The organism is Williamsia herbipolensis, from assembly GCF_036153515.1.
Taxonomy (GTDB): Bacteria; Actinomycetota; Actinomycetes; order Mycobacteriales; family Mycobacteriaceae; genus Williamsia_A; species Williamsia_A herbipolensis.
In genome coordinates, this window is the sequence record NZ_CP108021.1 from 145,373 (window position 1) to 171,810 (window position 26,438).

At 69.9% G+C, this 26,438-nt stretch carries 26 protein-coding genes; 23 read left to right on the plus strand and 3 right to left on the minus strand.

The window, feature by feature from the left end; translation table 11 throughout:
- The first annotated feature begins 13 nt into the window (after positions 1 to 13).
- The 12 genes from OG579_RS00620 to OG579_RS00675 all read left to right on the plus strand — a co-directional run bounded on the left by OG579_RS00620 (position 14) and on the right by OG579_RS00675 (position 10,908).
- Positions 14 to 2,656, plus strand: a complete 2,643-nt coding sequence (locus OG579_RS00620) for a [protein-PII] uridylyltransferase (RefSeq protein ID WP_045822417.1) — start codon at positions 14 to 16, stop codon at positions 2,654 to 2,656.
- A 4-nt stretch (positions 2,657 to 2,660) separates the two neighbouring features.
- Positions 2,661 to 4,232, plus strand: coding sequence for a signal recognition particle protein (gene ffh, locus OG579_RS00625; protein ID WP_328857720.1), 1,572 nt, complete (start codon positions 2,661 to 2,663; stop codon positions 4,230 to 4,232).
- An 11-nt stretch (positions 4,233 to 4,243) separates the two neighbouring features.
- Complete coding sequence (locus tag OG579_RS00630) at positions 4,244 to 5,329, plus strand: amidohydrolase family protein (protein ID WP_328857721.1); 1,086 nt, start codon at positions 4,244 to 4,246, stop codon at positions 5,327 to 5,329.
- A gap of 176 nt (positions 5,330 to 5,505) precedes the next feature.
- On the plus strand, positions 5,506 to 5,955 hold the full coding sequence (rpsP, locus tag OG579_RS00635; RefSeq protein WP_328857722.1) for a 30S ribosomal protein S16: 450 nt from the start codon (positions 5,506 to 5,508) through the stop codon (positions 5,953 to 5,955).
- Complete coding sequence (locus tag OG579_RS00640) at positions 5,952 to 6,194, plus strand: RNA-binding protein (RefSeq protein WP_045822421.1); 243 nt, start codon at positions 5,952 to 5,954, stop codon at positions 6,192 to 6,194. Before rpsP ends, OG579_RS00640 begins: the two co-directional genes overlap by 4 nt.
- 28 nt (positions 6,195 to 6,222) lie before the next feature.
- On the plus strand, positions 6,223 to 6,738 hold the full coding sequence (gene rimM / locus OG579_RS00645) for a ribosome maturation factor RimM (RefSeq protein ID WP_328857723.1): 516 nt from the start codon (positions 6,223 to 6,225) through the stop codon (positions 6,736 to 6,738).
- Positions 6,739 to 6,755: 17 nt separating this feature from the next.
- Positions 6,756 to 7,511 (plus strand): tRNA (guanosine(37)-N1)-methyltransferase TrmD, encoded by a 756-nt coding sequence (gene trmD, locus OG579_RS00650; RefSeq protein ID WP_328859106.1) that lies wholly within the window; start codon positions 6,756 to 6,758, stop codon positions 7,509 to 7,511.
- A gap of 9 nt (positions 7,512 to 7,520) precedes the next feature.
- A complete protein-coding gene (locus tag OG579_RS00655; RefSeq protein ID WP_328857724.1) occupies positions 7,521 to 8,513 on the plus strand; it encodes a hypothetical protein in 993 nt (330 codons plus the stop codon).
- Between the two features lie 91 nt (positions 8,514 to 8,604).
- Entirely contained in the window at positions 8,605 to 8,946 is a 342-nt protein-coding gene (gene rplS, locus OG579_RS00660; RefSeq protein ID WP_045822423.1) for a 50S ribosomal protein L19, read from the plus strand.
- Between the two features lie 73 nt (positions 8,947 to 9,019).
- Positions 9,020 to 9,886, plus strand: coding sequence for a signal peptidase I (gene lepB / locus OG579_RS00665; RefSeq protein ID WP_328857725.1), 867 nt, complete (start codon positions 9,020 to 9,022; stop codon positions 9,884 to 9,886).
- A gap of 12 nt (positions 9,887 to 9,898) precedes the next feature.
- Positions 9,899 to 10,561 (plus strand): ribonuclease HII, encoded by a 663-nt coding sequence (locus OG579_RS00670; protein ID WP_045822425.1) that lies wholly within the window; start codon positions 9,899 to 9,901, stop codon positions 10,559 to 10,561.
- A gap of 23 nt (positions 10,562 to 10,584) precedes the next feature.
- Positions 10,585 to 10,908, plus strand: coding sequence for a DUF2469 domain-containing protein (locus tag OG579_RS00675; RefSeq protein ID WP_045822426.1), 324 nt, complete (start codon positions 10,585 to 10,587; stop codon positions 10,906 to 10,908).
- Here the strand turns inward: OG579_RS00675 and OG579_RS00680 are convergent.
- Complete coding sequence (locus OG579_RS00680) at positions 10,897 to 12,606, minus strand: DHA2 family efflux MFS transporter permease subunit (RefSeq protein WP_328857726.1); 1,710 nt, start codon at positions 12,604 to 12,606, stop codon at positions 10,897 to 10,899. The two genes, OG579_RS00675 and OG579_RS00680, sit on opposite strands and share 12 nt — an antisense overlap.
- The gene (locus OG579_RS00685; protein WP_328857727.1) at positions 12,603 to 14,033 is read right to left on the minus strand and encodes a condensation domain-containing protein; all 1,431 of its coding nucleotides are present in this window, start codon (positions 14,031 to 14,033) and stop codon (positions 12,603 to 12,605) included. Before OG579_RS00685 ends, OG579_RS00680 begins: the two co-directional genes overlap by 4 nt.
- A gap of 423 nt (positions 14,034 to 14,456) precedes the next feature.
- Between OG579_RS00685 and OG579_RS00690 the strand changes: the two genes are divergently transcribed.
- The 8 genes from OG579_RS00690 to OG579_RS00725 all read left to right on the plus strand — a co-directional run bounded on the left by OG579_RS00690 (position 14,457) and on the right by OG579_RS00725 (position 22,656).
- On the plus strand, positions 14,457 to 15,518 hold the full coding sequence (locus OG579_RS00690) for an alpha/beta hydrolase (protein ID WP_408068718.1): 1,062 nt from the start codon (positions 14,457 to 14,459) through the stop codon (positions 15,516 to 15,518).
- 124 nt (positions 15,519 to 15,642) lie between these two features.
- Positions 15,643 to 16,035, plus strand: coding sequence for a YraN family protein (locus tag OG579_RS00695; protein WP_328857728.1), 393 nt, complete (start codon positions 15,643 to 15,645; stop codon positions 16,033 to 16,035).
- A 16-nt stretch (positions 16,036 to 16,051) separates the two neighbouring features.
- A complete protein-coding gene (locus tag OG579_RS00700) occupies positions 16,052 to 17,563 on the plus strand; it encodes a YifB family Mg chelatase-like AAA ATPase (RefSeq protein WP_055789066.1) in 1,512 nt (503 codons plus the stop codon).
- On the plus strand, positions 17,560 to 18,780 hold the full coding sequence (dprA, locus tag OG579_RS00705) for a DNA-processing protein DprA (protein WP_408068719.1): 1,221 nt from the start codon (positions 17,560 to 17,562) through the stop codon (positions 18,778 to 18,780). The genes OG579_RS00700 and dprA overlap by 4 nt, the downstream gene beginning before the upstream one ends.
- 103 nt (positions 18,781 to 18,883) lie before the next feature.
- Entirely contained in the window at positions 18,884 to 19,408 is a 525-nt protein-coding gene (locus tag OG579_RS00710) for a hypothetical protein (RefSeq protein WP_328857729.1), read from the plus strand.
- An 18-nt stretch (positions 19,409 to 19,426) separates the two neighbouring features.
- On the plus strand, positions 19,427 to 20,698 hold the full coding sequence (locus OG579_RS00715) for a saccharopine dehydrogenase family protein (protein ID WP_328859109.1): 1,272 nt from the start codon (positions 19,427 to 19,429) through the stop codon (positions 20,696 to 20,698).
- Between the two features lie 56 nt (positions 20,699 to 20,754).
- Positions 20,755 to 21,603: a siderophore-interacting protein gene (locus OG579_RS00720; RefSeq protein WP_328857730.1), complete on the plus strand. Its 849-nt coding sequence runs from the start codon at positions 20,755 to 20,757 to the stop codon at positions 21,601 to 21,603.
- A 99-nt stretch (positions 21,604 to 21,702) separates the two neighbouring features.
- Complete coding sequence (locus tag OG579_RS00725) at positions 21,703 to 22,656, plus strand: tyrosine recombinase XerC (RefSeq protein ID WP_328857731.1); 954 nt, start codon at positions 21,703 to 21,705, stop codon at positions 22,654 to 22,656.
- Here the strand turns inward: OG579_RS00725 and OG579_RS00730 are convergent.
- On the minus strand, positions 22,635 to 23,201 hold the full coding sequence (locus OG579_RS00730; RefSeq protein ID WP_328859110.1) for a M23 family metallopeptidase: 567 nt from the start codon (positions 23,199 to 23,201) through the stop codon (positions 22,635 to 22,637). The two genes, OG579_RS00725 and OG579_RS00730, sit on opposite strands and share 22 nt — an antisense overlap.
- Before the next feature lie 443 nt (positions 23,202 to 23,644).
- On the opposite strand from OG579_RS00730, the gene rpsB reads away from it, so the two are divergent.
- The 3 genes from rpsB (at position 23,645) to pyrH (ending at position 26,418) form a co-directional block, all read left to right on the plus strand.
- Positions 23,645 to 24,523 carry a 30S ribosomal protein S2 gene (rpsB, locus tag OG579_RS00735; RefSeq protein WP_045822437.1) on the plus strand — a complete coding sequence of 293 codons (879 nt, stop codon included), beginning with the start codon at positions 23,645 to 23,647 and terminating at the stop codon, positions 24,521 to 24,523.
- A gap of 168 nt (positions 24,524 to 24,691) precedes the next feature.
- Complete coding sequence (gene tsf / locus OG579_RS00740; protein ID WP_045822438.1) at positions 24,692 to 25,516, plus strand: translation elongation factor Ts; 825 nt, start codon at positions 24,692 to 24,694, stop codon at positions 25,514 to 25,516.
- Positions 25,517 to 25,680: 164 nt separating this feature from the next.
- Positions 25,681 to 26,418 (plus strand): UMP kinase, encoded by a 738-nt coding sequence (gene pyrH, locus OG579_RS00745; protein WP_082080045.1) that lies wholly within the window; start codon positions 25,681 to 25,683, stop codon positions 26,416 to 26,418.
- Positions 26,419 to 26,438: the final 20 nt, after the last annotated feature.

Consider the following 26,438-nt stretch of genomic DNA (forward strand, 5'->3'; position numbering starts at 1 on the left):
TATACGTACACCTGTGCCCTTCGTGACCAGCGGTGACGATTCGCACGGCGACCACGCGGAAGGCCCTGCGTCCGACTCGACGTCGAACGCGGGGCCTTCCCCGTCGCCGGATCGATCGTCAGGGCCGCGCACCCCGACCCCGGCCGCACCCGCGGCGGCGACCGACCTCGTCGACGCCCGCCGCCGACTCCTGCGCACCACCGACGGCACCAAGCGGGCAGACGCACCCGCACTCCGGCAGATCCTCGTCGACCTCCACGATTTCTGGCTCACCACCAAGGGCGCCGAGATCGGCGTCCGCCCCGACAGCGGTTTCGCGATCGTCGCCGTCGGCGGATTGGGGCGCCAGGAACTGCTGCCGCACTCCGATCTCGACCTGATCCTGCTGCACGACGACATGGACACCGCCCGTGTGTCCGAGGTCGCCGACGCGCTCTGGTACCCCCTGTGGGACGCCCACATCAAGCTCGACCACAGTGTCCGCACCGTCCCGCAGGCCCTGCAGGTCGCCGCAGCGGACATGACCGCCGCGCTCGGACTGCTCGAGGCCCGGCACATCGCCGGTGACGAGGCGCTGACCACTCTGCTCATCAGCGGCGTCCGGCGTCAGTGGCGCAGCGACATCCGCACCCGGTTCCCGGAACTGGTCGACCAGGCGTCGGACCGGTGGCGCCGCAGCGGCGACATCGCCCACCGCGCCGAACCCGACCTGAAGAACGGCCGCGGCGGACTGCGTGACGTGCAGATGCTCGGCGCACTCGCGATCGCGCAGCTCACCGACGGCATGGCCAACCTGCGTCCCGACTCCCCGGGGGCGGGGCTGCAGGTGGCCTACAACCGGCTGCTCGACATCCGCACCGAACTGCACCGGATCGCCGGCCGCCCGCGCGAACAACTCCGCGCCCAGGACGCCGACGAGATCGGTGCCGCACTGCGCATCGGCGACCGCTTCGACCTCGCGCGGGTGATCAGCGACAGCGCCCGCACCATCAGCTACTCGGTGGAGGTGGGGCTGCGCACCGCAGGCAACGCGCTGCCGCGCCGCGGTCTCGCAAAGCTGCGTCGCTCACCGGTACGTCGCCCTCTCGACGAGGGTGTCGTCGAACACTCCGGTGAAGTGGTGTTGGCGCGCAACGCGATTCCCAGCAAGGACCCGGGACTGATCCTGCGCGTGGCCGGCGCGTCGGCCCGCACCGGACTCCCCATCAGCGCCTCGACCCTGTCGCGGCTCGCCGACTTCGCGCCCGAACTGCGTGAGCCGTGGCCGGCCGAGGCACTGAGCGACCTGTTGGTGCTGCTGGGCACCGGGCGACACATGGTGGCGCCGATCGAGGCCCTCGACCGCACCGGCCTCTGGGGACGTCTGCTGCCCGAATGGGGTGCGGTGCGCGACCTCCCGCCCCGCGACGCCATCCACACCTGGACCGTCGACCGGCACCTCGTGGAGACCACGGCCTATGCCTCGACGATGACGACGCGGGTGTCGCGGCCGGACCTGCTGGTCCTCGGTGCCCTGCTCCACGACCTCGGCAAGGGGCGCGGAGCCGACCACAGCATCGTCGGCGCCGAACTCGCCACGCAGATCGGCAACCGGTTCGGACTGTGGCCGCAGGACGTCGCGACGCTGTCGGCCATGGTGCGTCATCACCTGCTGCTCCCGGCGACGGCGACCCGCCGCGACCTCGACGACCCCGCCACGACACAGGCCGTCGTCGACGCGCTCGGGGGAGACCGGGTGCTGCTCGAACTGCTCGCCGCGCTCGCCGAGGCCGACTCGCTGGCCACCGGGCCCGGGGTGTGGGGCGACTGGAAGGCCTCGCTCATCGGCGACCTGGTCCGCAAATGCCTGCGCGTCATGGACGGTGAGCAGCTGCACCGCCCGGACCCGCTGACCGACGACCAACGCGACCGGGCGAAGGCCGGCGGGGTCCACGTCGACATCGTCGGGACCGGCAGCATGCACACACATTTGGTCACGATGATCGCGCCCGACCAGCCGGGCCTGCTGTCGAAGATGGCCGGGGTGTTGTCGCTGAACGGTCTGCGCTGCCGCAGCGCCGCGGTCCAGTCGTACGCCGACAGCATCGTCAACACCTTCCTCGTGGTGCCCGCCTTCGGCGACCCGCCCGACGCCGGTCTGCTGCGACAGCAACTGCTGCAGGCGACCGCGGGCACCCTCGACGTCATCGCACGCATCGACGCCCGCGAACGGGATTCACCGATCCCCACGGCACCGCCGCCGGTCACCGACCCCGACGGCGCCCCGGTCGCGGTACCCGCCCTGTTCGCCCAGGCCCCGCCGAAGGTGCTGTGGTTCGACGTCGAGCCCGCCGGGACCGACACCGCCGGCGCAGCCGCCGACTCCGGAGCGCCCGAGCGTGTCGTGATGGAGCTGCGCGCGGCCGACCGCTCCGGGTTGCTCAGCCGGGTCGCCGCGGTGCTCGACACCCACGGGGTGACCATCGAGTGGGCCTCGGTGTCGACCATGGGCGGAACTGTCGTGGACACGTTCTGTCTCCGGCTGCCGACGGGAACGCCGGACGGCGACGAGATGCGTCGGACGCTGGCCGACGCGGTGCTCACGGTGGTCCCACCGCCCGAACCGCCCCGCGAGAACGACGACGGGACGAGCGCGGCCGGCGTCCCGATAGGGTAGGGCCATGTTCGATTCGCTGTCCGACCGGTTGACCGGGGCACTCAAAGACCTGCGCGGCAAGGGAAAGCTCACCGATGCCGACATCGACCGCACCTGCCGGGAGATCCGCCTGGCCCTGCTCGATGCCGACGTGTCGCTGCAGGTGGTCCGCAGCTTCATCGCCCGGATCAAGGAGCGCGCCAAGGGCGCGGAGGTGTCGGGTGCGCTGAACCCGGCGCAACAGATCGTCAAGATCGTCAACGAGGAGCTCGTCGGCATCCTCGGTGGTGAGACCCGGCGCATCGCGTTCGCGAAGACCCCGCCCACGGTCATCATGCTCGCGGGTCTGCAGGGTGCCGGTAAGACGACGTTGGCGGGCAAGCTCTCGGCGTGGTTGACCAAGCAGGGTCACACCCCACTGCTCGTGGCGTGTGACCTCCAGCGCCCCGGCGCGGTGAGCCAGCTGCAGATCGTCGGTGAGCGTGCGGGCACCCCGGTGTTCGCGCCGCATCCGGGGACCTCGGTCGGCGGCGAGGGCGAGCTCGGGGTGAGCGCCGCCGACCCGGTGGAGGTCGCGCGCGCCGGTGTCGCCGAGGCCCGCGCAAAGCACCACGACATCGTCATCGTCGACACCGCCGGCCGACTCGGCATCGACGAGGAACTGATGGCGCAGGCCGCGGGCATCCGCGACGCCGTGCAGCCCGACGAGGTCCTGTTCGTCGTCGACGCCATGATCGGTCAGGACGCGGTCACCACCGCCGAGGCCTTCGCCTCCGGTGTCGGTTTCACCGGTGTCGTGCTGACGAAACTCGACGGTGACGCCCGCGGTGGCGCCGCGCTGTCGATCCGCGAGATGACCGGTGCGCCGATCATGTTCGCGTCGTCGGGCGAGAAGCTCGAGGAGTTCGACACCTTCCACCCAGACCGCATGGCCAGCCGCATCCTGGGCATGGGTGACGTGCTGAGCCTCATCGAGCAGGCAGAGGAGCACTGGGACGCCACGCAGGCCGAGGCGGCCGCGGCGAAGATCACCCAGGGCGAGCTCACCCTCGAGGACTTCCTCGAGCAGATGCTGATGATCCGGAAGATGGGGCCGATCGGGAACCTGCTGGGCATGCTGCCCGGGGCCGGTCAGATGAAGGACGCCCTGAGCCAGGTCGACGACAAGCAGCTCGACCGTGTGCAGGCGATCATCCGCGGCATGACCCCCGCCGAACGCGACAACCCGAAGATCATCAACGCCTCGCGGCGTCTGCGTATCGCCAACGGATCCGGTGTCGCGGTGAGCGAGGTCAACCAGCTCGTCGACCGCTTCTACGAGGCCCGCAAGATGATGGCGGCTATGTCGGGACGCATGGGCATGCCCGGCGCGAACCGCCGCACCAACCGCAGCAAGAAGGGCAAGAAGGGGAAGAAGGGATCCGGTCGCGGACCCACCCCGCCGAAGATGCGCGGTGGCATGCCCGGGATGGGGATGCCCGGCATGCCCGCCGGGTTCCCGGACCTGTCGAACATGCCCGCCGGACTCGATCAGCTGCCGCCGGGGCTCGAGGGCATCGACATCTCGCAGTTCCAGAAGCCGAAGAAACGCGGCTGACCGCCCGCGTGATGCCCGAGTCACCCACTGCCGCACTGCACTTCCGCGGTCACTGCGTCGACACCGACACCCCGGTCGAGTTCTGGACCCACGACGGCCTCATCACCTTCGAGCCGGTGCCCGGTGCCGACACCGTCTGCGACGGCGGGTGGATCACGTCGGGACTCGTCGACGCACACAACCACGTCGGCATCGCCCCGGGGCTCGGCGTCACCCTCGACCAGGCCCGGGGTTTCGCCCGGCTCGACGCCCGCGCCGGGGCCCTGTTGATCCGCGAGGTCGGCTCGCCGCTGGACACCCACCCGCTCGACGCCGATCCGAACGGCCCGCGGTTCATCCGGTCGGGTCGCCACATCGCACGTACCAAGCGCTATCTGCGCGGGTACGGCGTCGAACTCGACGACCCCGACACCCTCGCCGACGAGGTCCGCCGGCAGGCCCGCGAGGGTGACGGCTGGGTGAAGCTGGTGGGGGACTGGATCGACCGCGAGGTCGGGGACCTCGCGCCGTTGTGGACCGACGCGCAACTCGCCGCGGCGGCCGAGGCCGCGCACGCCGAGGGCGCCCGCATCACCGCGCACATCTTCGGCACCGACGCCCTGCACGGCGTCATCGCCGCGGGATTCGACTGCATCGAACACGGCACCGGGCTCACCGACGACCTCCTCGCGGCGATGGCGCAGCGCGACATCGCGCTCGTGCCGACACTCATCCAGGTCGAGAACTTCCCGTCGATCGCCGACGGCGCCGACCGCTTCCCGACCTATCAGTCGCACATGCGCGCGCTGCACGCCGGCGCCCACGACGTGTTCGCGCACGCCGTCGAGGCCGGTGTGCCGATCTACGCGGGCACCGACGCCGGCGGGTTCGTCGACCACGGCCGCATCGTCGACGAGATGGTCGCGCTCACCACCATCGGGCTCGACGCCGCCACGGTGGTCGCCGCCGCAACCGTCGGATCCCGGGAGTGGCTGTCGGGGAGCACCCTCGGCGAGGGGGAGCGCGCCGATCTGATCGTGCTCGACGCCGATCCACGCGTCGACATCGAGACGCTGCGCGCCCCGCGCGCCGTCGTCTGCGGTGATGCCGTCCTGTAGACGACCGACTCGGCGAGATTTCGTCGGGGCCACCCCTGCGTGGCAGAATGGGTCGCTGGTTCGTCGGACCCGGTCACGCACCGCCCGACGGTCACACCACCACAAACCGCAAAACCGGGCCCACCACACCGGGTGGGTCGCTGAATTGCACTGTGACCGCAGATGAGAGAGAAACAATGGCTGTCAAGATCAAGCTCACCCGCCTCGGCAAGATCCGCAACCCGCAGTACCGGATCGTCGTCGCCGACGCCCGCACCCGCCGCGACGGCCGTGCGATCGAGACCATCGGCACGTACCACCCGAAGGAAGAGCCCAGCCTCATCGAGATCGACTCCGAGCGCGCGCAGTACTGGCTGGGCGTGGGCGCACAGCCCACCGAGCCCGTCGCGGCGCTGCTCAAGGTCACCGGTGACTGGCAGAAGTTCAAGGGCCTCCCGGGCGCCGAGGGCACCCTCAAGGTGAAGGAGCCCAAGACCAGCAAGCTCGACCTGTTCAACGCGGCCCTGGCCGCCGCCGACAGCGAGCCCGCCGCCGAGGCGACCACCCCGAAGAAGAAGGCCGCCAAGAAGGCCGACGCCGAGGAGCCCGCCGCCGACGCCGCACCGGCCGCCGGGACGGACGCGTGAGCACTGTCGTCGCCGACGCCATCGAGCACCTGGTGCGCGGTATCGTCGCCAACCCCGACGACGTCTCGGTGGACATGATCACCGGTCGCCGGGGACGGATGGTCGAGGTGCACGTGCACCCCGAGGACCTGGGCAAGGTCATCGGCCGTGGCGGTCGCACCGCCACCGCCCTGCGCACCCTCGTCACCGGTATCGGTGGCCGCGGGGTGCGTCTGGACATCGTCGACACCGATCGCTGATCGCCCGATCGCCGAACAGACCGATTCGATGGACCTCGTCGTCGGACGCATCGTGAAATCTCACGGCGTCCGCGGCGAGGTCGTCGTCGATGTACGCACCGACGACCCCGACAGCCGCTTCGCCGACGGTTCCCGCCTGCGCGGCCGCCTGCCCAAGGGCGGCGGTGAGCGCGAGTTCGTCGTCTCCGGTGCCCGCGACCACGGCGGACGGATGCTCCTGCGCATCGACGGCGTCGACGACCGTGGCGCCGCCGACGAGCTACGCGGTGTGTTGTTCCTGATCGACACCGCTGCAGTCGATTCCGGCGACGATCCCGACGAGTTCTACGACCACGAACTGATCGGGGTCCCGGTGACGACGGTCGGTGGCGAACCGGTCGGCGAGCTCACCGAGATCCTGCACCTCCCCGGCGGCGACACCCTCGTGGTGCGCACCCCGCAGGGCCGTGAGGTGCTCGTACCGTTCGTCGCCGAGATCGTCCCGACGGTCACCACCGAGCGCATCGAGATCGACCCGCCGGACGGATTGCTCGACCTCGAATGACCGGTCCGTCACCGCGGATGCGGATCGACGTGGTGTCGATCTTCCCCGAATACCTCGATCCGCTGCGGATGGCGCTGCTCGGTCGCGCCATCGACCGCGGCATCCTCGCCGTCGACGTCCACGACCTCCGCGACTGGACGCACGACGTCCACCGCGCCGTCGACGACTCGCCCTACGGAGGTGGTCCCGGCATGGTGATGAAACCGCAGGTGTGGGGCCCGTGCCTGGACGACGTGTGCCCCGACGACGCCGTCCTGGTGGTCCCGACACCCGCCGGGGAACCGTTCACGCAGCGCGTCGCGGAGGAACTGCGCAACGAGTCGCACCTGGTGTTCGCCTGCGGTCGCTACGAGGGCATCGACCAGCGCGTCGTCGACGACGTCGCGCGGCGCGGCCGTGTGCGTGAGCTGTCCATCGGCGACTACGTGCTGATCGGCGGTGAGGTCGCCGCGATCGCCATGATCGAGTCGGTGGTGCGCCTCATCGACGGTGTCCTCGGCAACGCCGCGTCGCACCAACAGGACTCGTTCTCCGACGGTCTGCTGGAGGGACCGAGCTACACCCGACCGGAACACTGGCGAGGACTCAGTGTGCCGCCGGTGCTCCTCGGCGGCGACCACGCCGCGATCACCCGGTGGCGCCACGAACAGTCACTGGCGCGGACCCGTGCGCGCCGCCCCGATCTGCTCGACGAGACAGGCACGGCTGCCCGTCGGCCGACCCCGCCGTCATCCCCACCGAAGTCCGACATGTCCGACGGCCCGCTCGACTAGCCTGACCTGGTGCACCACTGGTTCACCCACGACATCCTCGACGCCGGGCGCCTCCCGCTGTTCCTGTTCTTCATCGGGTTCATCGTCGGGTTCGCCTGCACCCGCGTCAGTGTCCGCCTCATCCGCGCCGAGAAGTCGTGGTGGTTCGGCAACGTCAGCACCGGCGCGACCCACGTCCACCACATGGTTTTCGGGGTGGTGCTCTCCCTGGTGTCGGGCGTGTCGATCGTCGCCGTCTCGGTCACGGGCTCACAGACCACGCTCTCGGTCCTCGCCTGCTTCTTCGGTATCGGCGCCGCCCTCGTCCTCGACGAGTTCGCGCTCATCTTCTACCTGCGTGACGTGTACTGGGCCGAGGAGGGACGTGCCTCGATCGACGCGGTGTGGGCCGCGCTCGGCGCGACCGGCATGGTCCTGCTCGGGTTCCGACCCCTGGAGCTGTTCCAGCTGTCGGGACTGTCCCCCGACGACGGCTGGGCAGAGGTCGCCATCACCGTCGTCCTCGCCGCGGTGAGCCTGCTGCTCGCCGCCGTCGTGTTGGCCAAGGGCAAGATCTGGACGGGACTCATCGGCATCTTCGCGTGGCCGCTGCTGCTGGTGGGCGCCCTGCGGCTCGCCCGCCCGGGGTCTCCGTGGGCGCGGTGGCGCTACACCCATCGACCCCGCCGGATGGAGCGGGCGATGTCGCGCGAGCGCCGGCTGCGGCGGCCGCTGATCCGCGCGAAGATCTATCTGCAGGACCTCATGGCCGGACGGCCGGATGTCCCGCACGCCATCTCCGAGGCCGAGTCGGTGCTCGACGAGGTCGTGCACGCCGCCCCGCCGCCACCGGGCTCGGCGATCACCCCGAGCGCCGGAACAGTCGGGGTCGCGTCGACGGTGTCGTCGATTTCCGCCCGGAGGGGGCGCTCTGGCACAATGGTCGGGTTGCCGTTCGAGGGAGACGCGGCTGCGTCGAGGTCGATGCAGTCCGTGCCACCGTCCGGCGAACCCCACGACTAGATCACGAACCGGTCGAACCGTGTCGCCGTCCGCGGCGCCGGCCGCCAGGTTCCTCTGACTCAGTGACGATGACCACCGATTGGATCCGCAGATGAACACCCTGGACTTTCTCGACAAGCAGTCGATGCGCGACGACATCCCGGCCTTCCGGCCCGGCGACACCCTCGACGTGCACGTCAAGGTCATCGAGGGGTCCAAGGAGCGCGTCCAGGTCTTCAAGGGCGTCGTGATCCGCCGCCAGGGTGGCGGTCTCCAGGAGACCTTCACCGTGCGCAAGGTGTCGTTCGGCGTCGGTGTCGAGCGCACCTTCCCGATCCACAGCCCGAACATCGCGAAGGTCGACGTGATCACCCGCGGCGACGTGCGTCGCGCGAAGCTGTACTACCTGCGCGACCTGCGCGGCAAGGCCGCCAAGATCAAGGAAAAGCGCTGACGTTGGTCAGTGGGCCGGGTCCCGACCATGCGGTCGGGCCGGCTCCCTCGGCGCGTCCACTAGGCTGATCGACGTGCCCGACACCCCCCGCCAGGACAGCCCGCAGGACCGGTTCGACGACGCCCGCGCGACGGACGACGCCGACTCGGACACCCACCGTCCCTGGCGAACTCGTGGCGACGGTGCCGGCGATGCCCCGCGTTCGGGCCGCAAGCGGTCTGCGCTGCGCGAGACCGCGATCATCATCGTCAGTGTCCTCGTCCTCACGTGGATCCTGCAGACCTTCATCGGTCGGCAGTACGTGATCCCGTCGGAGTCGATGGAGAACACGTTGCACGGGTGCACCGGATGCACCAACGACCGCATCGTGATCGACAAGCTCACCTACCGCTTCAGCGATCCCGCGCCCGGCGACGTCGTCGTGTTCAAGGCGCCGACCCAGTCGTGGGACGAGGGCTGGACCTCGCCGCGATCGGACAACACGATCCTGCGCGGTGCCCAGGACGCCCTGTCGTGGTTCGGGTTCGCCCCGCCCGACGAGAACGACCTTGTCAAGCGCGTCATCGCCGTCGGCGGCCAGACCGTCGCGTGCCGCAACGCCGACAAGGTCGGGGTCACCGTCAACGGCAAACCCCTCTCCGAGCCGTACGTCGACAAGGCGCTGCAGCAGCAGGACGCGACCGTCAACACCGGGCTCGTGGTCTCCGAGAGCGGAACCCTCAGCAGCTGTCTCGGACCCGATTTCGGGCCCGTCACCGTGCCCAAGGGCAACGTGTGGGTGATGGGCGACAACCGGGGCAACTCGGCCGACTCGCGCTATCACATCACCGATGAACTCAACGGCACCGTCCCGGTCTCCGACATCCGCGGCAAGGTGCGCTTCATCATCTATCCGTTCTCCCGGATCGGTGGTGTGGGCGCGCACAACCCGCAGACGTAGCGGGGGAGTGACGTGAACCGGTGGCCACCGCGTGCGCCCGTCCGTCGGGCCGCCAGCCTGCGCACCTATGAGTTCGCGCTCCACAACAGCGGTCTCGGCCCGGTGGCCGGTGTCGACGAGGCCGGTCGCGGCGCCTGCGCCGGTCCGCTGGTCGTCGCCGCGTGCGTCCTCAAACCGACCCAGCTGGTCTCGCTCGCCGACCTCGACGATTCCAAACGCCTCACCCCGACGATGCGCGAGACGCTGTACCGGTCGATCACCCGCCACGCCGTCGCGAGCAGTGTCGTGATCGTCGACGCCGACGAGGTCGACCGCATCGGCATCCACGTCGCCAACATCGAGGGCATGCGTCGCGCGGTCGCCACGCTCGACGTGACGCCCGGGTACGTGCTCTCCGACGGTTTCGTGGTGCCGGGTCTCACCGTCCCGTCGTTGCCGGTCATCGGTGGCGACGGCGCCGCGGCGTGCATCGCCGCCGCCAGCATCCTCGCCAAGGTCACCCGAGACCGCATCATGGTCGCGATGGAGGACGACCTCCCCGGATACGACTTCGCGGTGCACAAGGGCTACAGCACCGAGCTGCACATGTCGGCGCTCGACCGGCTCGGACCGTCCCGCGAGCACCGGATGTCCTACCGCAACGTCCGCGAGCGCGTCCGCGTCACGCCGGCCTGACATGGGTGACTAGGCTGACCTCCATGAGTGCGGAGGATCTCGAGAAGTACGAGACCGAGATGGAACTCTCGCTGTACCGCGAGTACAAGGACGTGGTCGGGCAGTTCACCTACGTCGTGGAGACCGAGCGGCGGTTCTACCTCGCCAACGCGGTCGACCTGGTCCCGCGCAACGCCGACGGTGAGGTCTATTTCGAACTACGGATGTCCGATGCCTGGGTGTGGGACATGTACCGACCGGCGCGGTTCGTCAAGCAGGTACGCGTGATCACGTTCAAGGACGTCAACATCGAGGAGCTCGAGAAGTCGGAGCTGCGCCTTCCCGAGGACGGCGCACTACCCGACTGACGCCGGCGTCCCCACCGGGACGATCGCCCGAGCTCGGGGGACGGCGAGGCTGATCGCCGCGACCGCCGCCGCGGTCGCGCAGATGATCCACATGATCGTCGAGAACGCCTCGAGGAAAGCCCTGGCCGCGGCCACCCGGGCCGCGGGACGCAACGCGGGCTGCGCCTCACGCACGATCGCGGCCTGCGGACCGGCATCGGCATCCGAACCCTGCGCCGAACACCCCGGTGGGGACACCTCGGGGCGTGGTGACGACAACTGGCGCGACACACAGTCGCTGAACCGGCTCACGACGATCGGTTGTGCGACGGCCGGAACCGCGGTGTCGCCCAGACGCACCCGCAGATCGTCGGCTCCGGCCGACGCACCCGCCGACGACGCCGACCCCACCAGGGCGAAGAACACGATGCCGATGATCGCCAGGCCCACCGACCCGCCGATCTGCTGGACCGTCGGGATCGTCCCCGATGCCGAACCGACCGTGCGGGAGGTCGTGCCCGACAGGATCACGGCCTGCAGCGGAGCGACGAAGACGCCGGTGCCCAGGCCCCCGAGGACCAGGGGAGCGATCAGCGATGCGATGGCGATGTCGTGGCGCGCGGGATCGATCACGATCGCCATCCACGCCACCGACGCGGCGAAGACGACCATGCCGACCGTGAGTGTCCGTGGTCCGATCCGCGTCACGACCATGGGCGACAGCAGCGAACCGACCGCGGCGCCGAGCGCGAAGGGCAACGTGATGAGTCCGGTGTGCAGCGGCGAGTAGCCGAGGCCGAACTGCGTGGTGATCGAGACGGTGAAGAAGAACGCCGTGAAGACGCTGAAGAACAACAACGAGAGCACCGCCCCGACCGCGAACGAGCGTTCGGCGAACAGGTCGAGCCGCAGCAGGGGTGCACCGCCGCGGCGCAGGAGCGCGCGCTCGTGGAGGACGAAGGCGACGAGCACGGCGATCGAGATCGCCAGCATCGCCAGCAGCCACCCCGGCCATCCCTTCTCGCGACCGGTCGACAGCGGGTAGATCAGCAGGAACAGCCCGATGGTCGACAGGGCCACCCCGACCGCGTCGAGGGATTCACGCACCGTCCCCACCACCGGCGGCATCGCCCGCGCGGCGATGACGCATGCGATGACACCGAACGGCAGGTTGACGAGAAAGATGGTGCGCCAACCGAGTCCGAAGGCATCGAGCCCCACGAGGGCGCCGCCGAGGACGGGGCCGAGCATCGCCGCGACGCCCGCGGTCGCGCCGTAGACCCCGAACACCAGTCCGTGACGCGCCCTGGGGAAGATCGCGGAGATGATCGCGATGGTCTGCGCCGAGGCGAACGCCGCGCACGCGCCCTGCAGTCCACGCGCCGCGATCAGCTCGCCGGGGCCGGCGGCGGTCCCGCACAGCAGCGAGGCGACGGTGAACCCCGCCAGCGCGATGATGAAGACCCGCCGTCGCCCGAGTCGCTCGCCGATGCGCGACGCGGTCATCAGGGTGCACGCGAACGCGAGCGTGTAGACCGTGAGGACGAGCAGTTGGTCGGCCGACGAGGCGCCGAGATCGGTCGTCAGGTCGGGCAACGCGATGTTGACGATCGTCGTGTCGACCATCTGCATGAACACCGCGACCAGACATGCGGCGAACGCAGGCCATGCACGTCGAGAGGCCGTGTACGGGCCCGCGTCAGCCGGGGCGGAGGTCACCGGGTGGTCGACGCCGCCGCAGGGCTGTAGTCGCCCGTCGTGGCGATCGAGTGGAACACGCCCAACAGTCGGTCGATGTAGAGCTTGATGGAGTCCCGCGCCTGGTCGGAGTCGGGATAGAGGAGCGTCATCACCGTGTAGTCGGGGAAGCGGTTCACCCAGAGGTAGACCTCCTCGGAACTTCCGCGGTTGCCGAACACACCGCCGTTGATGTGGTCGAACATCTGCGCACCGGGGAGCTTGCGCACGTCGATGTAGCTGACCATCGGCACCACCCACCCCGGTGCGATGTCGATGTCGGAGTCGTCGTCGATGAGCTGCAACACCCGGTGCAACGACACCTCCGACATCGTCTTGCCCGCCGCGAAGGACTCCTGCGCCGGACCGACGATCGAGGTGAACGTGGAGTCGGCGTGGACGTCGACCACGACCGGGATGAGGTTGGTGAACCAACCGACGGAGGTGAACTCGCTCGCCGTCGACCGGGTGTTCTTCGGCGTCATCCCCAGGTAGCGCTCGGTCCCGGTGAACTCGTGGGCGACGAGAGCGGCGGCCGCCATGACACCGGCGGCGACGCCGGAACCGTGGGCGCGGCAGACGTCCTCGAGTCGTTGTCCAGATGCGTCATCGTCGTAGACGCGCACCGTCGTGATGGCGCTGCGGGTGTAATCGGCGCCGCCGGCGCCGAGGTCGAGCGGGAAGGTTGGCAGGCGGCCACCGTTGTCGGCGAGCAGGGACAGCCACCGTGCGATCTGCGGCGACTCGGCGGTGAGCACCGCGGTGCCCTCGCGTTCGCGGCGGCAGTACTCGATGTAGCTGCCCGCGGGTGCGGGTGGGTTCGAACCGCCACCGAGCTCGTTGCCGTACAGGGCGATCAGGTCGACGCACGCCAGTGCCTGCGAGACGCCGTCGGAGTTGAGGTGATCGACCGCGAAGTAGATCGTGAACCCGGACTCGCGCTCGATGGTGCCGAAGGTGAAGCAGTCCCAGTGGAACGGTCCCGGCGTCTCGTCCTGCACGTGGGTGCGGATCTCCGACGCGTGCTCGCGGTGGCCGTGTGTCGTCGGCGCGAACTCGACACCGTCGGGGTCGATGACGTGACGGACGATGGAGTCGTCCTCGGCGTCGTGGGAGAACCAGCTCAAGAAGGTGTCGTGCCGTCGGATGAACTCGTTGACCGTCGCGGTCATGGCCTCGCGGTCGAGGGTGCCGTCGAGGTCGAAGGAGATCAGGCACAGGCGCGAGAACCGGAAGCCGGTACTGCTGTTGCGCGCGGCTGCGCGCAGGTACTCCTCCTGCTGGTGCGAGGCCGGCACGGGGTGGGCGGGGGCGGACGCGGCGCGGGCCACCGAGGCGGGGGTCGCGGTCCAGCTGGTGAGAGTTCCACCGCGGGGCTCCCACTCGTCGATCAGGCCGAAATTGATCATGCCGTCGCACCCGTCGTCGAGCGGAGTCCTGCCTGCGCAGGTGATGATCCGGGCATGAGATTTCCCTTCAGCATGTGATGTTCCCCGACGAAGTCGGCGGTCACGGGGCCGGTCGGCCGCAATGACGTGGGGCTTCGAACCGGCTGAGGACGGTTGGGCATCATCGCCTGCGGGTGTCGACGCCGTCGGAGTCGCGTTCGAATGGTCGGAAGGTACCGTCGGATGTGTGGTCGAGGCAACGATGATCCGGAAATCGGACATCGCACTTGTGACGTATTCCAAGCGGCCACCAATGTGCCTGTCTGACTGAATAGTTCGAGATATCAAATCATGGTGCGGGGGCTCTCCTGGGATACCGTCGCCGCAGCGTCCGCCGGGTGGTGGCCGTCGGGGAGTGCGTGAGCAGGGGGAGTGATGGCGAGGGTGACCGACCGGCGCGTGTCGACACACGACGGAGTCCGCAGACGCACGGTGTCGTCGCTGGTGAGCGGTGTCGTCGTGGCGCTGCTCGTGGGGCTGGGCGCCACCGTCGTCCCGTCCGCGACCGCGGCACCGACCTCGGCGACCCCCTCTGCGACGACCTCGGCGACGGTGGTCGGCAGTTCCACGGGACCCCATGGTGTCCGGTATCTCCGGGTCCGTTCGGCCGCGATGCGGGCCGACATGCAGGTACGTGTACTGCCGGCCCGCGATCCTGCTGCGCCGCACCCGACGCTCTACCTGCTGAACGGAGCCCAGGGCGGCTTCAACGACAGCAGCTGGTTCGACCAGACCGACATCGTCGACTTCTTCGCCGACAAGAACGTCACCGTGGTGGTGCCCATGGGCGGTACCGCCAGCTACTTCGCCGACTGGATCCGTGACGACCCGGTGCTCGGACACCAGAAGTGGGCCACCTACCTCACCCGCGAGCTGCCGCCCCTCATGGACTCGACGTTCGGGGGCAACGGCCGCAACGCGCTCGCCGGCATCTCCATGGCCGGTACCTCCGTGCTGCAACTCGCCGAGCAGAACCCCGGTCTCTACCGGGCGGTCGGTGCCTACAGCGGCTGCGCGATGACCGCCGACCCGATGGGTCAGGCCTACGTCCGTCTCACCGTCGCCCGTGGCGGTGGCAACGCCGACAACCTCTGGGGCGTGGCGAGCGATCCGCGCTGGCGGGAGAACGACCCGTACATCAACGCCGAACGACTGCGCGGCACATCGCTGTTCATCTCTGCGAGCACCGGACAGCCCGGACAGTACGACACCATCTCCGGGCCGGGGATCGACGGCAACATCGGCGAACTCGTCTCCCGGATCGGCGTCGGCGCGGTGATCGAGACCGCCGTCCGGCGTTGCACCGTCGCGCTGAGATCGCGACTGACCTCCCTCGACATCCCCGCGACGTTCCGTCTCCCGCCCGCCGGGACCCACAGCTGGCCGTACTGGCAGGACAGCCTGCACGCCTCCTGGCCCCAGTTCGCCCGCGCGCTGGACGACTGACGGCGCGACGCCCGGGCCCGCGACACGGTCGGGGTTGTGCACAGGAAGCTGGTGGTGCACAGAACAGCGGTGATCGGGCGTCGTGGCGACCGGGGCGGTCGGGTGCGGCGGTCATGGTTGCCCCGTGGCAACGCAGAGCAGACAACCGGACCGACGGCAGCTGATCGGTCGGCGGGGTGAGGACGCCGCGGTCGAGTACCTGACCGTGGCGGGATGGTCGGTACTCGACCGCAATTGGCGGTGCCGTCACGGCGAGATCGACGTGGTGGCCGTCGATCCGACCGATGTCGACGGCGAATCGCTGGTGATCGTCGAGGTCAAGACGCGCACCGGTTCGATGTTCGGGGACCCGGCTGCGGCGGTGACCGCGGAGAAGTATCGACGGTTGCGACGGCTGGCCGGTCTGTGGCTCGCCGAGTCCGAGAAACACTGGCCGATCATCCGGTTCGACGTCGTCGCGGTGCACATCGATGTCGCCGGGGTGTGCACGGTGTCGCATCTGCGTGGTGTCTTCTGATGGCGCGGGGGTTCTGATGTCGCTGGGTCGAGCCCGTTCGGCGGCGGTGGCCGGTGTCGAGGGTCAGATGGTCGAGATCGAGGCGTTCATCGGTCAGGGACTGCCCGGTGTGCAGCTCGTCGGTCTGGCCGACGCGTCGCTACGGGAGTCGAAAGACCGTGTGCGGGCAGCGATCACCAACAGCGACCGCAAGTGGCCCGATGGGCGCATCACGCTGAACCTCTCGCCGGCGACGGTGCCCAAGGGGGGTTCCAATCACGATGTGGCGATCGCGTTGGCGGTGCTCGCGGCCAAGGATCTCGTGGCGACCCATCACCTCGACGACACGGTGTTCATCGGCGAGTTGGCACTCGACGGGCGCATCCGTGGGGTCCGTGGGGTGTTGCCGTCGGTGGTGGCTGCCCGCGCGGCCGGTTTCGCGCGGGTGGTGGTGCCGCTGGTCAACGTGGCCGAGGCGGCGTTGGTGCCCGGTGTCGAGGTGGGTGGGGCGAGCACCCTGCGTGAGGTGATCGCGTGGCTGGCCGGCGAGCGGGTCCTGGACACGGTGTGTGAGGCCGGTGTGGTCGCGGCGGCGCCCGCGGTTCCCGACCTGGCCGATGTGGTGGGTCAGGCCGAGGCGCGCTACGCCCTCGAGATCGCCGCTGCGGGTGCCCATCACCTGTTCATGACCGGCCCGCCCGGGATCGGCAAGACGATGCTCGCCCGACGGTTGCCGGGCATCCTGCCCGCACTCAGTGAGACCGAGCAGTTGGAGGTGACCGCGATCCACTCGATCGCCGGGACGCTGCCGGCGGGTCGGCCGTTGATCACCGAGCCCCCGTTCATCGCCCCGCACCACTCGACGTCGCAGACCGCGCTGGTGGGCGGCGGGACCGGGATGGCCAAACCGGGGGCGGTGTCGCGGGCGCACCGGGGCGTGTTGTTCCTCGACGAATGCGCCGAACTCGGCGTCAAGGCGCTCGAATCGCTGCGGACACCTCTCGAGGACGGCGAGACCCGCGTGATGCGGCGCGACGGCGTCGCGGTGATGCCCGCGCGGTTCCAACTCATCCTCTCGGCGAACCCGTGTCCGTGCGCCCCGGCCTCCGACATCGACTGCGTCTGCTCGGCCCAGGTCCGGCGACGCTACCTGGGAAAGCTCTCGGGGCCCCTGATGGATCGGGTCGACATCCGCGTCCGGATGGACCCGCCGGGCAACACCGCGCTCATGAACCCGACCGGTGAGTGCAGCGCCGATGTGCGCGCCCGGGTGTCGGCGGCCCGCGCGACGGCTCGCGCACGGTGGTCCGAGCACGGATGGCAGACCAACAGCGAGGTGCCCGGTTCCGCACTACGGCAACGGTTTCGGCTCACGAGCGCGGCCATCCGGCCGATCGAGCTGTTCCTGCGCGACGGCCGGGTCACCGCGCGAGGTGCGGACAGGGCGTTACGACTTGCATGGACACTCGCCGACCTCGGCGGGCTCCCACAACCCACGGAAGACGAGGTGGCACAGGCATTGTTGTTCCGGGACAGGGGATACGCGTGAGCGACGACGGCGTCGGGGTCGACACCGACATGCATCCCCGTCCCGCGACGGTGATGGCCCCCACCGATCCGCATGACGTGACGCCCACGGTCATCGACTCCCGGGAGCGGCGCGCGTGGGCGTATCTCGCCGCGGTGGCCGAGCCGCCTGCGGCGTCGATCGCGCGGCTCGTCGACGCGGTCGGGGTGCGCGACGCCGCCCGGGCGGTGCGTTCGCGACGCTTTCCCGACGGACACCAGGCTGTGGCACGGTCGACGGCGTCGCGTCACCACCTCGTCGACCCCGATCAGGACCTTCTCGTCGTCGACCGGCTCGGTGGTCGACTGATCACCGCCGACGACGAGGACTGGCCGGCGTGGGCGCTGCACGGACTGAGCACAGCCGAGACCTCGGCGCGTGGTGGCCCTCCGCTGGCGCTGTGGACACGGGGCCCGGGGTCGATCGAGGGTGCAACCGAACGCGCAGTGGCCCTGGTGGGTTCGCGCGCCGCCACCGGCTACGGCACCCGCATGACCGCGGTCCTCACCAACGGTCTCGTCGACCGCGGACGCTGCGTCATCTCCGGCGGCGCCTACGGCATCGACGGCGCCGCGCACCGCGCCGCACTGGCCGCCGGTGGGGACACCATGGCGGTGATGGCCTGCGGCCTCGACATCGACTACCCGACCGATCACGGGCTGTTGTTCGACGAGATCGCTCGCGTTGGCACCATCGTGACCGAGTACCCGCCGGGGATGACGGCGTCGCGGCACCGGTTCCTCGCCCGTAATCGGCTCGTCGCGGCGCTGTCGAAGGCGGTCGTGGTCGTCGAGGCGGGCCATCGCAGCGGCGCGAAGAACACCGCCGCCTGGGCTCGTCGGCTCGGTGTCCCCCTGGGAGCGGTGCCGGGCCCGGCGACCTCGGCGATGTCGGTGGGGTGTCACGCGTTGATCAGCGATGGCGACGCCGTGCTCGTCGGGGACGTCGCGGGTCTGGAGCGACTGGTCGCGCCGGACGGGTCGGACGCGTTGTCGTCGACGCCCGCCGAGCGCGGCGAGACCGACCCGTTCGAGGCGCGTGTGGCGGCGGCGTTGGGGACACGGGGCGGGGTCACCCTTGCCGAGATCGCGCGTGCCTGCGATGCCGATACCGGTCGCGTGCGATCGACCCTGGCGCGGATGGAGGTCCACGGCCGCGCGCTCTCGGACGGCGCGACGTGGGGTCCGCCGCCCCGATGACGTGCGGGTGCGACGGCCACCGTCGGATGTCGGGCGGCGGCGATAGGCTCGGACACCGGACCGACGATCTCTCGTGGAGGGCAGAGCCATCGAGCCTCAGCCGTTGCCCGCCTCGAACCACGAGGCGTTCGAGCTGTTCCTGCGCGAGAGCGACCGCGGTGTCCTCACGCGCGCAGAGGCGACCGAGGCCGTCGCCGCCCTCACGTCGATCGCCACGGGATCGAGTCCGACCCTGCTCCCCGAAGCCGACCGCGCTGTCCTCGAACTCGCCGCGCGAGATGCGGTCCTCGCCGTCATCGCCGACGAGATCGTGATCGGCCCCGAGGCCGCGGCCGGAGTCGTCGGCGGGTGTGTGGCGGAGAGCTGTGTCCTCGAGGGCCGGGGGCCGACGCGTCGCATCGTGCGGTTGGCGGTCGGGCCGAACGACATCGGCTGGATCGCCTCCACCTTCCGGCACCAGATCGCGACCGCCGGCCTCGCCGATCCGGGTGCGCTGATCGGTCACTTCCTCGTCATCGGCACACCGTCGGGCGAACGCGTGGTGCGCGAGTACGAATCCGGGGTGGCACTGCAGGATGCCTGGATCAACAACATCGCCGTGGCGCGCGCTGCCGACCACCTAGGCTGAGGTATGGCAAACCCGGGTATGCGCATCCTGCTGATCGGCGCCGGTGGAGTGGGTGACGCGCTCGCGAAGATCGCGGCCCGCCGCGACTTCTTCGACCACCTCGTCGTCGCCGACTACGACCTCACGCGCGCGCAGCGCACCGTCGCCGCGATCGCCGACCGCCACGGCGACACCGTCGCAGCACGATTCACCGCTGCGCGGATCGATGCCTCCGACGCCGACGCGGTGGCCGCACTCGCACGCGAGCACCGGGCCACGCACGTCATGAACGCCGTGGAACCCGCCTTCGTGCCGACCGTGTTCGCCGGCGCCCTGGCCGCGGGCGCCGATTATCTCGACATGGCGATGAGCCTCAGCACACCCCACCCGACCGATCCGCACACGCAGACCGGGGTGATGTTGGGGGAGCAGCAGTTCGCCGCGCACGACGAGTGGGTGACCGCCGGCCGACTGGCGCTGGTGGGCATGGGTGTCGAGCCCGGACTGTCCGACGTGTTCGCGCGGTACGCCTGCGACGAACTCTTCGACACCGTCGACGAACTCGGCACCCGCGACGGCGCGAACCTCGTCGTCCGCGACGAGAACGGCGACGAGATGTTCGCACCGTCGTTCTCCATCTGGACGACCATCGAGGAATGTCTCAACCCGCCCGTGGTGTGGGAACGCGACCGCGGCTGGTTCACCACGCCGCCGTTCTCCGAGCCCGAGACGTTCGTGTTCCCCGAGGGCATCGGACCGGTTGAGTGCGTGAACGTGGAGCACGAGGAGGTGCTCCTCATGCCCCGGTGGCTCGACGCGCGCCGTGTCACCTTCAAATACGGGCTCGGCGCCGAGTTCATCGGTGTGCTGCAGACGCTGCACACCCTCGGACTCGACGCGACCGAACCGATCCGGGTGCGTTCGGCCGACGGCCCGGTGTCGGTGTCGCCGCGCGACGTGGTGGCCGCAGCGCTTCCCGACCCCGCGACGATCGGTCCGGTGATGACCGGCAAGACCTGCGCCGGTATGTGGGTCACGGGGACGAAAGACGGTGCGGCACGGGAGGTCTACCTCTATCACGTGAGCGACAACGAATGGACGATGCGCGAGTACGGCACCCAGTGCGTCGTCTGGCAGACCGCACTCGGCCCGGTCATCGCGCTCGAACTGCTCGCCACCGGAGCGTGGTCGGGAGTCGGTGTGCTCGGCCCGGAGGCCTTCGAGGCGTCACCGTTCCTGGAGTTGATGGCGCGCCCGGAGTCCGAGGGCGGATACGGCCAACCGTGGGGCATGCGCGAGGGCCCGGGCTGATCGCACCGCCCTCCGGCTACTTAGGGTGTCCTAATTTCTGGGTGTAGGCTGACGTCATGGCCAAGCGACTGAACACCATGGAGGTCACCGGTACCGAGTGGATCACCCCGCACATGATGCGGGTCCGCCTCGGTGGACCGGGCTTCTCCGACTTCGCCGCGAGCGACGACACCGACGCGTACGTGAAGATCCTCTTCGGAGCCCCTGGGGTGACCTACCCCGAGCCGTACGACCTCGAGCGCATCCGCGCCGAGTACACCCCCGAGCAGCAACCCGTCCTGCGTACCTACACCGTGCGGTCGGTCGATCCGGAACGCCGCGAGATCGCCGTCGACTTCGTGGTCCACGGCACCGAGGGCATCGCCGGGCCCTGGGCCGCGTCCGCGCAGGTCGGCGACGTCGTGCGCTTCCTCGGGCCCGGCAGCGGCTACCGCCCCGACGACGACGCGCCCTGGCACCTCCTCGCCTCCGACGAGGCCGGACTCCCGGCGCTGGCCGCGGCCCTCGAGGCGTTGCCCCCGACCGCCACCGTGCAGGCCTTCATCGAGGTCGCCGGGCCCGAGGACGAGATCACGCTCGCCGCGCCCGACGGCGCCCGGATCACCTGGGTCCATCGCGGCGCCGGTTCGGACGCTGCCGGCGACGATGTCGCCGGCGACAACGCGCCACTCATCGGTGCGGTCCGTGACGCACCGTGGCTCGACGGCGAGCCGCATGTCTTCATCCACGGCGAGGCGCAGGCGGTCATGCACAACCTGCGGCGTTACATCCGCACCGAGCGCGGGGTCTCGGCGCGACGCGCCTCGATCTCGGGCTACTGGCGGCGAGGGCGTACCGAGGAGGGCTTCCGGGCCTGGAAGGCCGAGCTGCGGGCAGCTGAAGAGGGTGCGGCCGTCGGCTCCTGATCGGTCATCGGCCCCACGGTCGTCGGCGGGGGAACACTTTGATCACGACGAGCGTGTCGGGAACAGGGTGCGCCACGTGAGCGGTGTTGGGTTGGCTATGTGAGCACCTCCTCGACACGACTCGGTGAGTTCGAGTCGTACCTGCGCTACGAACGGGGCAGCAGCGAACACACGATCCGCGCGTACGTCGGCGACGTCCGTGCGCTGGTCACCTTCGCCGGCGCACGACGGCTGTCCATCGCCGAGATCGACCTCGCGGTGCTGCGGGCCTGGTTGGCCGAGTCGACACGGCGTGGTGCCGCCCGCACCACCATCGCGCGACAGGTGTCCTCGGTGAAGACCTTCTGTACCTGGGCCGCCCGCGAGGGCGTGATGCCCCACGACGCCGCCACGCGACTGCAGGCTCCCCGTGCGCACCGCACCCTGCCCGCGGTGCTCTCGCCGGATCAGGCGCGCAGCGTGATGACCGGCCCGGCCCGGCCCGACACCGCCCCGCCCGAGACCGATGTGACGGCCGGTGTGTCGGCGGGCCGGTCCGCACAGACCCCGATCATGCTGCGCGACAGAGCGATCCTCGAGATCCTCTACGCCACCGGTATCCGGGTCGGCGAGCTCTGCGGACTCGATCTCGACGACGTGGACGACGGCCGTCGTGTGGTGCGGGTGATCGGCAAGGGCGACAAACAACGCACGGTGCCGTACGGCGCACCTGCCGGGGCCGCCCTCGATGCCTGGCGCGCACGCGGCCGCCCTCTGCTGGCGGGCCCGACGTCGGGAACGGCGCTGTTGCTCGGCGCGAAGGGCGGGAGACTCGACCCGAGGATGGCTCGCTCCGTCGTCCACGCGGCCACGCGTGCCGTCGAGGGTGCGCCCGAGATCGGCCCGCACGGTCTGCGTCACTCGGCGGCGACGCACCTGCTCGAGGGCGGCGCCGACCTGCGCGTCGTGCAGGAACTGCTGGGCCACTCCTCGTTGGCGACCACGCAGCTCTACACCCACGTCGGCGTCGAGCGTCTGCGTGCGGTCCACCGTCAGGCCCATCCCCGGGCCTGAACGCCGACCGGTCCGGCGGCACCGACGGCGCCGACGGGTTTGAGTCGCACACGGACCGCGCCGAGCAGGGCCAGCGGATTGAGGTAGCGGGCCGCCGACCCCGCTCCGCGCCGTGCGCCCCAGTGCAGACACGTCGGCGCACAGCCGGGATGGACGCCGTCGACCGTGCCCAGCAGCGAGCCCCGCACGACCGTCGTCCCGACCGACACCGTCGAGGACACCGGTTCATAGGTGGTGAGCACGCCGTCGGGATGCATCACCGACACCACGGGTTTCCCGGCGACCACACCCGCGAAATGCACCACGCCCGATCCGGGCGAGAGGACCGGCGCACCGGTCGCGGCGGCCAGATCGACCCCGCGATGACCCGCCAGCCAGCGTTTCGCCGGGGGATCGAAACCCCGGACCACCTCCGGGCGCGGACTCAGCGGCCAGCCGTATCCGCCCGGGGTGAGTCCCTCGGCCCTCGAGGCCCCGGGCACGGCGACGATCGCGACGAGGAGCACCGCGACGAGAGCCACCAGCGTCAGCGCCGACCTCAGCAACTCCGTCGGACACCTCCCGTCCGACCGCGACGACCTCGGTCGCCGCGACGAGACGAGCACAGATGCCGCCGACCCCTCGTGCCGTATCGACGACCCACCCGGTCCGGGGCGGTTCGCGACCGGGTCCTCACCGGCGACATCTGTGCTCACACCGGTTCAGACGGTGGCCGTCGACCTGCGGTTCCATCGGGGGATCAGCGATTTCGTGGGCGGGGCGGCCCGTGCGTACACTGAACGACGCACTTCGTCCATCCGGACGGGGTGACTTCGCACGCCTGCACAACCCGGGGGCACCTCGCACATGCGGGGCTCGCGCCCGGAACACCTCCGAACAGGCAGTCCGGCGGACCCTCGAGTCCGCACGGTTCTGATCGGACCCAGGCGTCAGGGTCGGGCGCACGACGCTCCCGACGACCAACTGCACACGGAAGAAGAACACACACATGGCTGTAGTGACCATGAAGCAGCTGCTCGACAGCGGCGCTCATTTCGGGCATCAGACCCGTCGTTGGAATCCCAAGATGAAGCGATTCATCTTCACCGATCGCAACGGCATCTACATCATCGATCTGCAGCAGACGCTGACCTACATCGACAAGGCCTACGAGTTCGTCAAGGAGACCGTCGCCCACGGCGGCACCGTCCTGTTCGTCGGCACCAAGAAGCAGGCCCAGGAGTCGATCGCCGCAGAGGCGACCCGCGTCGGCATGCCGTACGTGAACCAGCGCTGGCTCGGTGGCATGCTCACCAACTTCTCCACCGTCCACAAGCGTCTCCTGCGCCTCAAGGAGCTCGAGACGATGGAGCAGACCGGCGGTTTCGAGGGTCGCACCAAGAAGGAAATCCTCATGCTCACGCGTGAGATGACCAAGCTCGACCGCACCCTCGGCGGTATCCGCGACATGGCCCGCGTGCCCTCGGCTGTGTGGATCGTGGACACCAACAAGGAGCACATCGCCGTCGGCGAGGCACGCAAGCTGAACATCCCGGTCATCGCGATCCTCGACACCAACTGCGATCCCGACCTGGTCGACTACCCGATCCCGGGTAACGACGACGCCATCCGCAGCGCCGCCCTGCTGACCCGCGTGGTCGCCTCGGGCGTCGCCGAGGGCCTTCAGGCGCGTGCCGGCCAGAACGCCGGCGACACCAAGCCCGAGTCCGGAGCGGGCGAGCCGCTCGCCGAGTGGGAGCAGGAACTGCTCACCCAGGCGACGACCCCCGCAGCAGGCACCGAGGCACCGGCCACCGAGGCGACCGCCCCGGCGACCACGACCGAGGCAGCGCCCGCGGCCGCCGACGAGGCGCCCGCACAGGCCTGACCGATCGAGCCCTCGGGCTCGAGCGACGACGAGGGCGTCGGGCCATCAGGCCCGGCGCCCGAATCGCGTCCGACATCGTCGGCGTCACACGACGTCGACACCACACGACGCGACGACGCGCCTCATGAGCGTGGGCGTCGCGACACCGATGAAGGAGGCTCGCCGCACATGGCGAACTACACCGCTGCCGACGTCAAGCGGCTCCGCGAGCTCACGGGCTCGGGAATGCTCGACTGCAAGAACGCCCTGGCCGACAACGACGGCGACTTCGACAAGGCCGTCGAACAGCTCCGCATCAAGGGCGCGAAGGACGTCGGCAAGCGTGCCGAGCGGTCCACCGCCGAAGGCCTCGTCGCCACCCGCGACGGCGTCATGATCGAGATCAACTGTGAGACCGACTTCGTGGCGAAGAACGACGAGTTCCAGAAGCTCGCCGACGCCGTCGTCACCGCGGCCGCCGAGCAGAAGGCGACCGATCTGGAGTCGCTCGGTGCCGCGACGCTGGGCGACCAGACCGTCACCGAGGCCGTGGCCGCATTGTCGGCGAAGATCGGCGAGAAGCTCGAGCTGCGTCGCGTCGTCTCCTACGACGGCCCCGTCGCGAGCTACCTCCACAAGCGCGCCTCGGATCTGCCGCCGGCCGTCGGCGTCCTCGTGCAGTACTCCGGTGACGGCGCGGAGGCGGCCGAGGCCGCACGCGGTGCCGCCATGCAGGTCGCCGCACTGAAGGCCCGCTACGCCACCCGCGACGAGGTCCCCGCCGACATCGTCGAGAACGAGCGGTCCATCGCCGAGAAGACCGCCCGCGAGGAGGGCAAGCCCGAGCAGGCGCTGCCCAAGATCGTCGAGGGTCGCGTGAACGGCTTCTACAAGGACGTCGTCCTCATCGACCAGTCGTCGGTGCAGGACTCGAAGAAGACGGTCAAGGCCGTCCTCGACGAGGCCGGCGTCACCGTGACCGCGTTCTCGCGCTTCGAGGTCGGCCAGGCCTGACCGACCCGACCCAGTCCACGACAGGCCCCGGTGAGCACCGCGCTCACCGGGGCCTGTCGTGTACGCATAGGATCACTACCGACAACCGGTCTTCTCCGACGCTGCCGCGGTGGCCCGGATCGCCCGTCCGGTGAGCGCTGAACGGAAGGCATGATGTGACCGATATCGACGGGGGAACGATCGACGGGGGAGCGCGCCCCGGTTTCCGTCGGGTGGTCCTCAAACTCGGCGGCGAGATGTTCGGCGGCGGCAAGGTCGGGCTCGATCCCGACGTGGTCTCCACCGTCGCCGCCCAGATCTCCGAGGTGGTGCGCAGCGGCGTACAGGTCGCGGTCGTCATCGGCGGCGGCAACTTCTTCCGCGGTGCCGAACTCCAGCAGCGAGGGCTCGAGCGCAGTCGCTCGGACTACATGGGCATGCTCGGTACCGTCATGAACAGCCTTGCGCTGCAGGACTTCCTGGAGAAGTCGGGCGTGGTCACCCGGGTGCAGACCGCGATCACCATGGGCCAGGTGGCCGAGCCCTACATCCCGCTGCGTGCCCAGCGCCACCTCGAGAAGGGCCGCGTGGTCATCTTCGGCGCAGGCATGGGCATGCCGTACTTCTCGACCGACACCACCGCCGCGCAGCGCGCACTCGAGATCAAGGCCGAGGTCGTGCTGATGGCCAAGGCGGTCGACGGTGTGTACTCCGACGACCCGCGCACGAACCCCGACGCGACGCTCTACAGCGAGATCAGCCACCGCGAGGTCATCGAGAAGGGCCTCGCCGTCGCCGACTCCACCGCGTTCAGCCTCTGCATGGACAACAAGATGCCGATGCTCGTGTTCAACCTGCTGCGCGAGGGGAACATCGCGCGTGCGGTGGCGGGTGAGAAGATCGGAACCCTGGTCACCACGTGATCACCACCAGTCACAGCAGC

Excerpts from the sequence above, each read along its gene's own strand:
- ffh (WP_328857720.1), top strand. The coding sequence starts at position 2,661 with ATGTTCGATTCGCTGTCCGACCGGTTGACCGGGGCACTCAAAGACCTG.
- OG579_RS00630 (WP_328857721.1), top strand. The coding sequence starts at position 4,244 with ATGCCCGAGTCACCCACTGCCGCACTGCACTTCCGCGGTCACTGCGTC.
- rpsP (WP_328857722.1), top strand. The coding sequence starts at position 5,506 with ATGGCTGTCAAGATCAAGCTCACCCGCCTCGGCAAGATCCGCAACCCG.
- rimM (WP_328857723.1), top strand. The coding sequence starts at position 6,223 with ATGGACCTCGTCGTCGGACGCATCGTGAAATCTCACGGCGTCCGCGGC.
- trmD (WP_328859106.1), top strand. The coding sequence starts at position 6,756 with ATGCGGATCGACGTGGTGTCGATCTTCCCCGAATACCTCGATCCGCTG.
- rplS (WP_045822423.1), top strand. The coding sequence starts at position 8,605 with ATGAACACCCTGGACTTTCTCGACAAGCAGTCGATGCGCGACGACATC.
- OG579_RS00675 (WP_045822426.1), top strand. The coding sequence starts at position 10,585 with ATGAGTGCGGAGGATCTCGAGAAGTACGAGACCGAGATGGAACTCTCG.
- OG579_RS00685 (WP_328857727.1), bottom strand. The coding sequence starts at position 14,033 with ATGATCAATTTCGGCCTGATCGACGAGTGGGAGCCCCGCGGTGGAACT.
- OG579_RS00700 (WP_055789066.1), top strand. The coding sequence starts at position 16,052 with ATGTCGCTGGGTCGAGCCCGTTCGGCGGCGGTGGCCGGTGTCGAGGGT.
- OG579_RS00715 (WP_328859109.1), top strand. The coding sequence starts at position 19,427 with ATGCGCATCCTGCTGATCGGCGCCGGTGGAGTGGGTGACGCGCTCGCG.
- OG579_RS00720 (WP_328857730.1), top strand. The coding sequence starts at position 20,755 with ATGGCCAAGCGACTGAACACCATGGAGGTCACCGGTACCGAGTGGATC.
- rpsB (WP_045822437.1), top strand. The coding sequence starts at position 23,645 with ATGGCTGTAGTGACCATGAAGCAGCTGCTCGACAGCGGCGCTCATTTC.
- tsf (WP_045822438.1), top strand. The coding sequence starts at position 24,692 with ATGGCGAACTACACCGCTGCCGACGTCAAGCGGCTCCGCGAGCTCACG.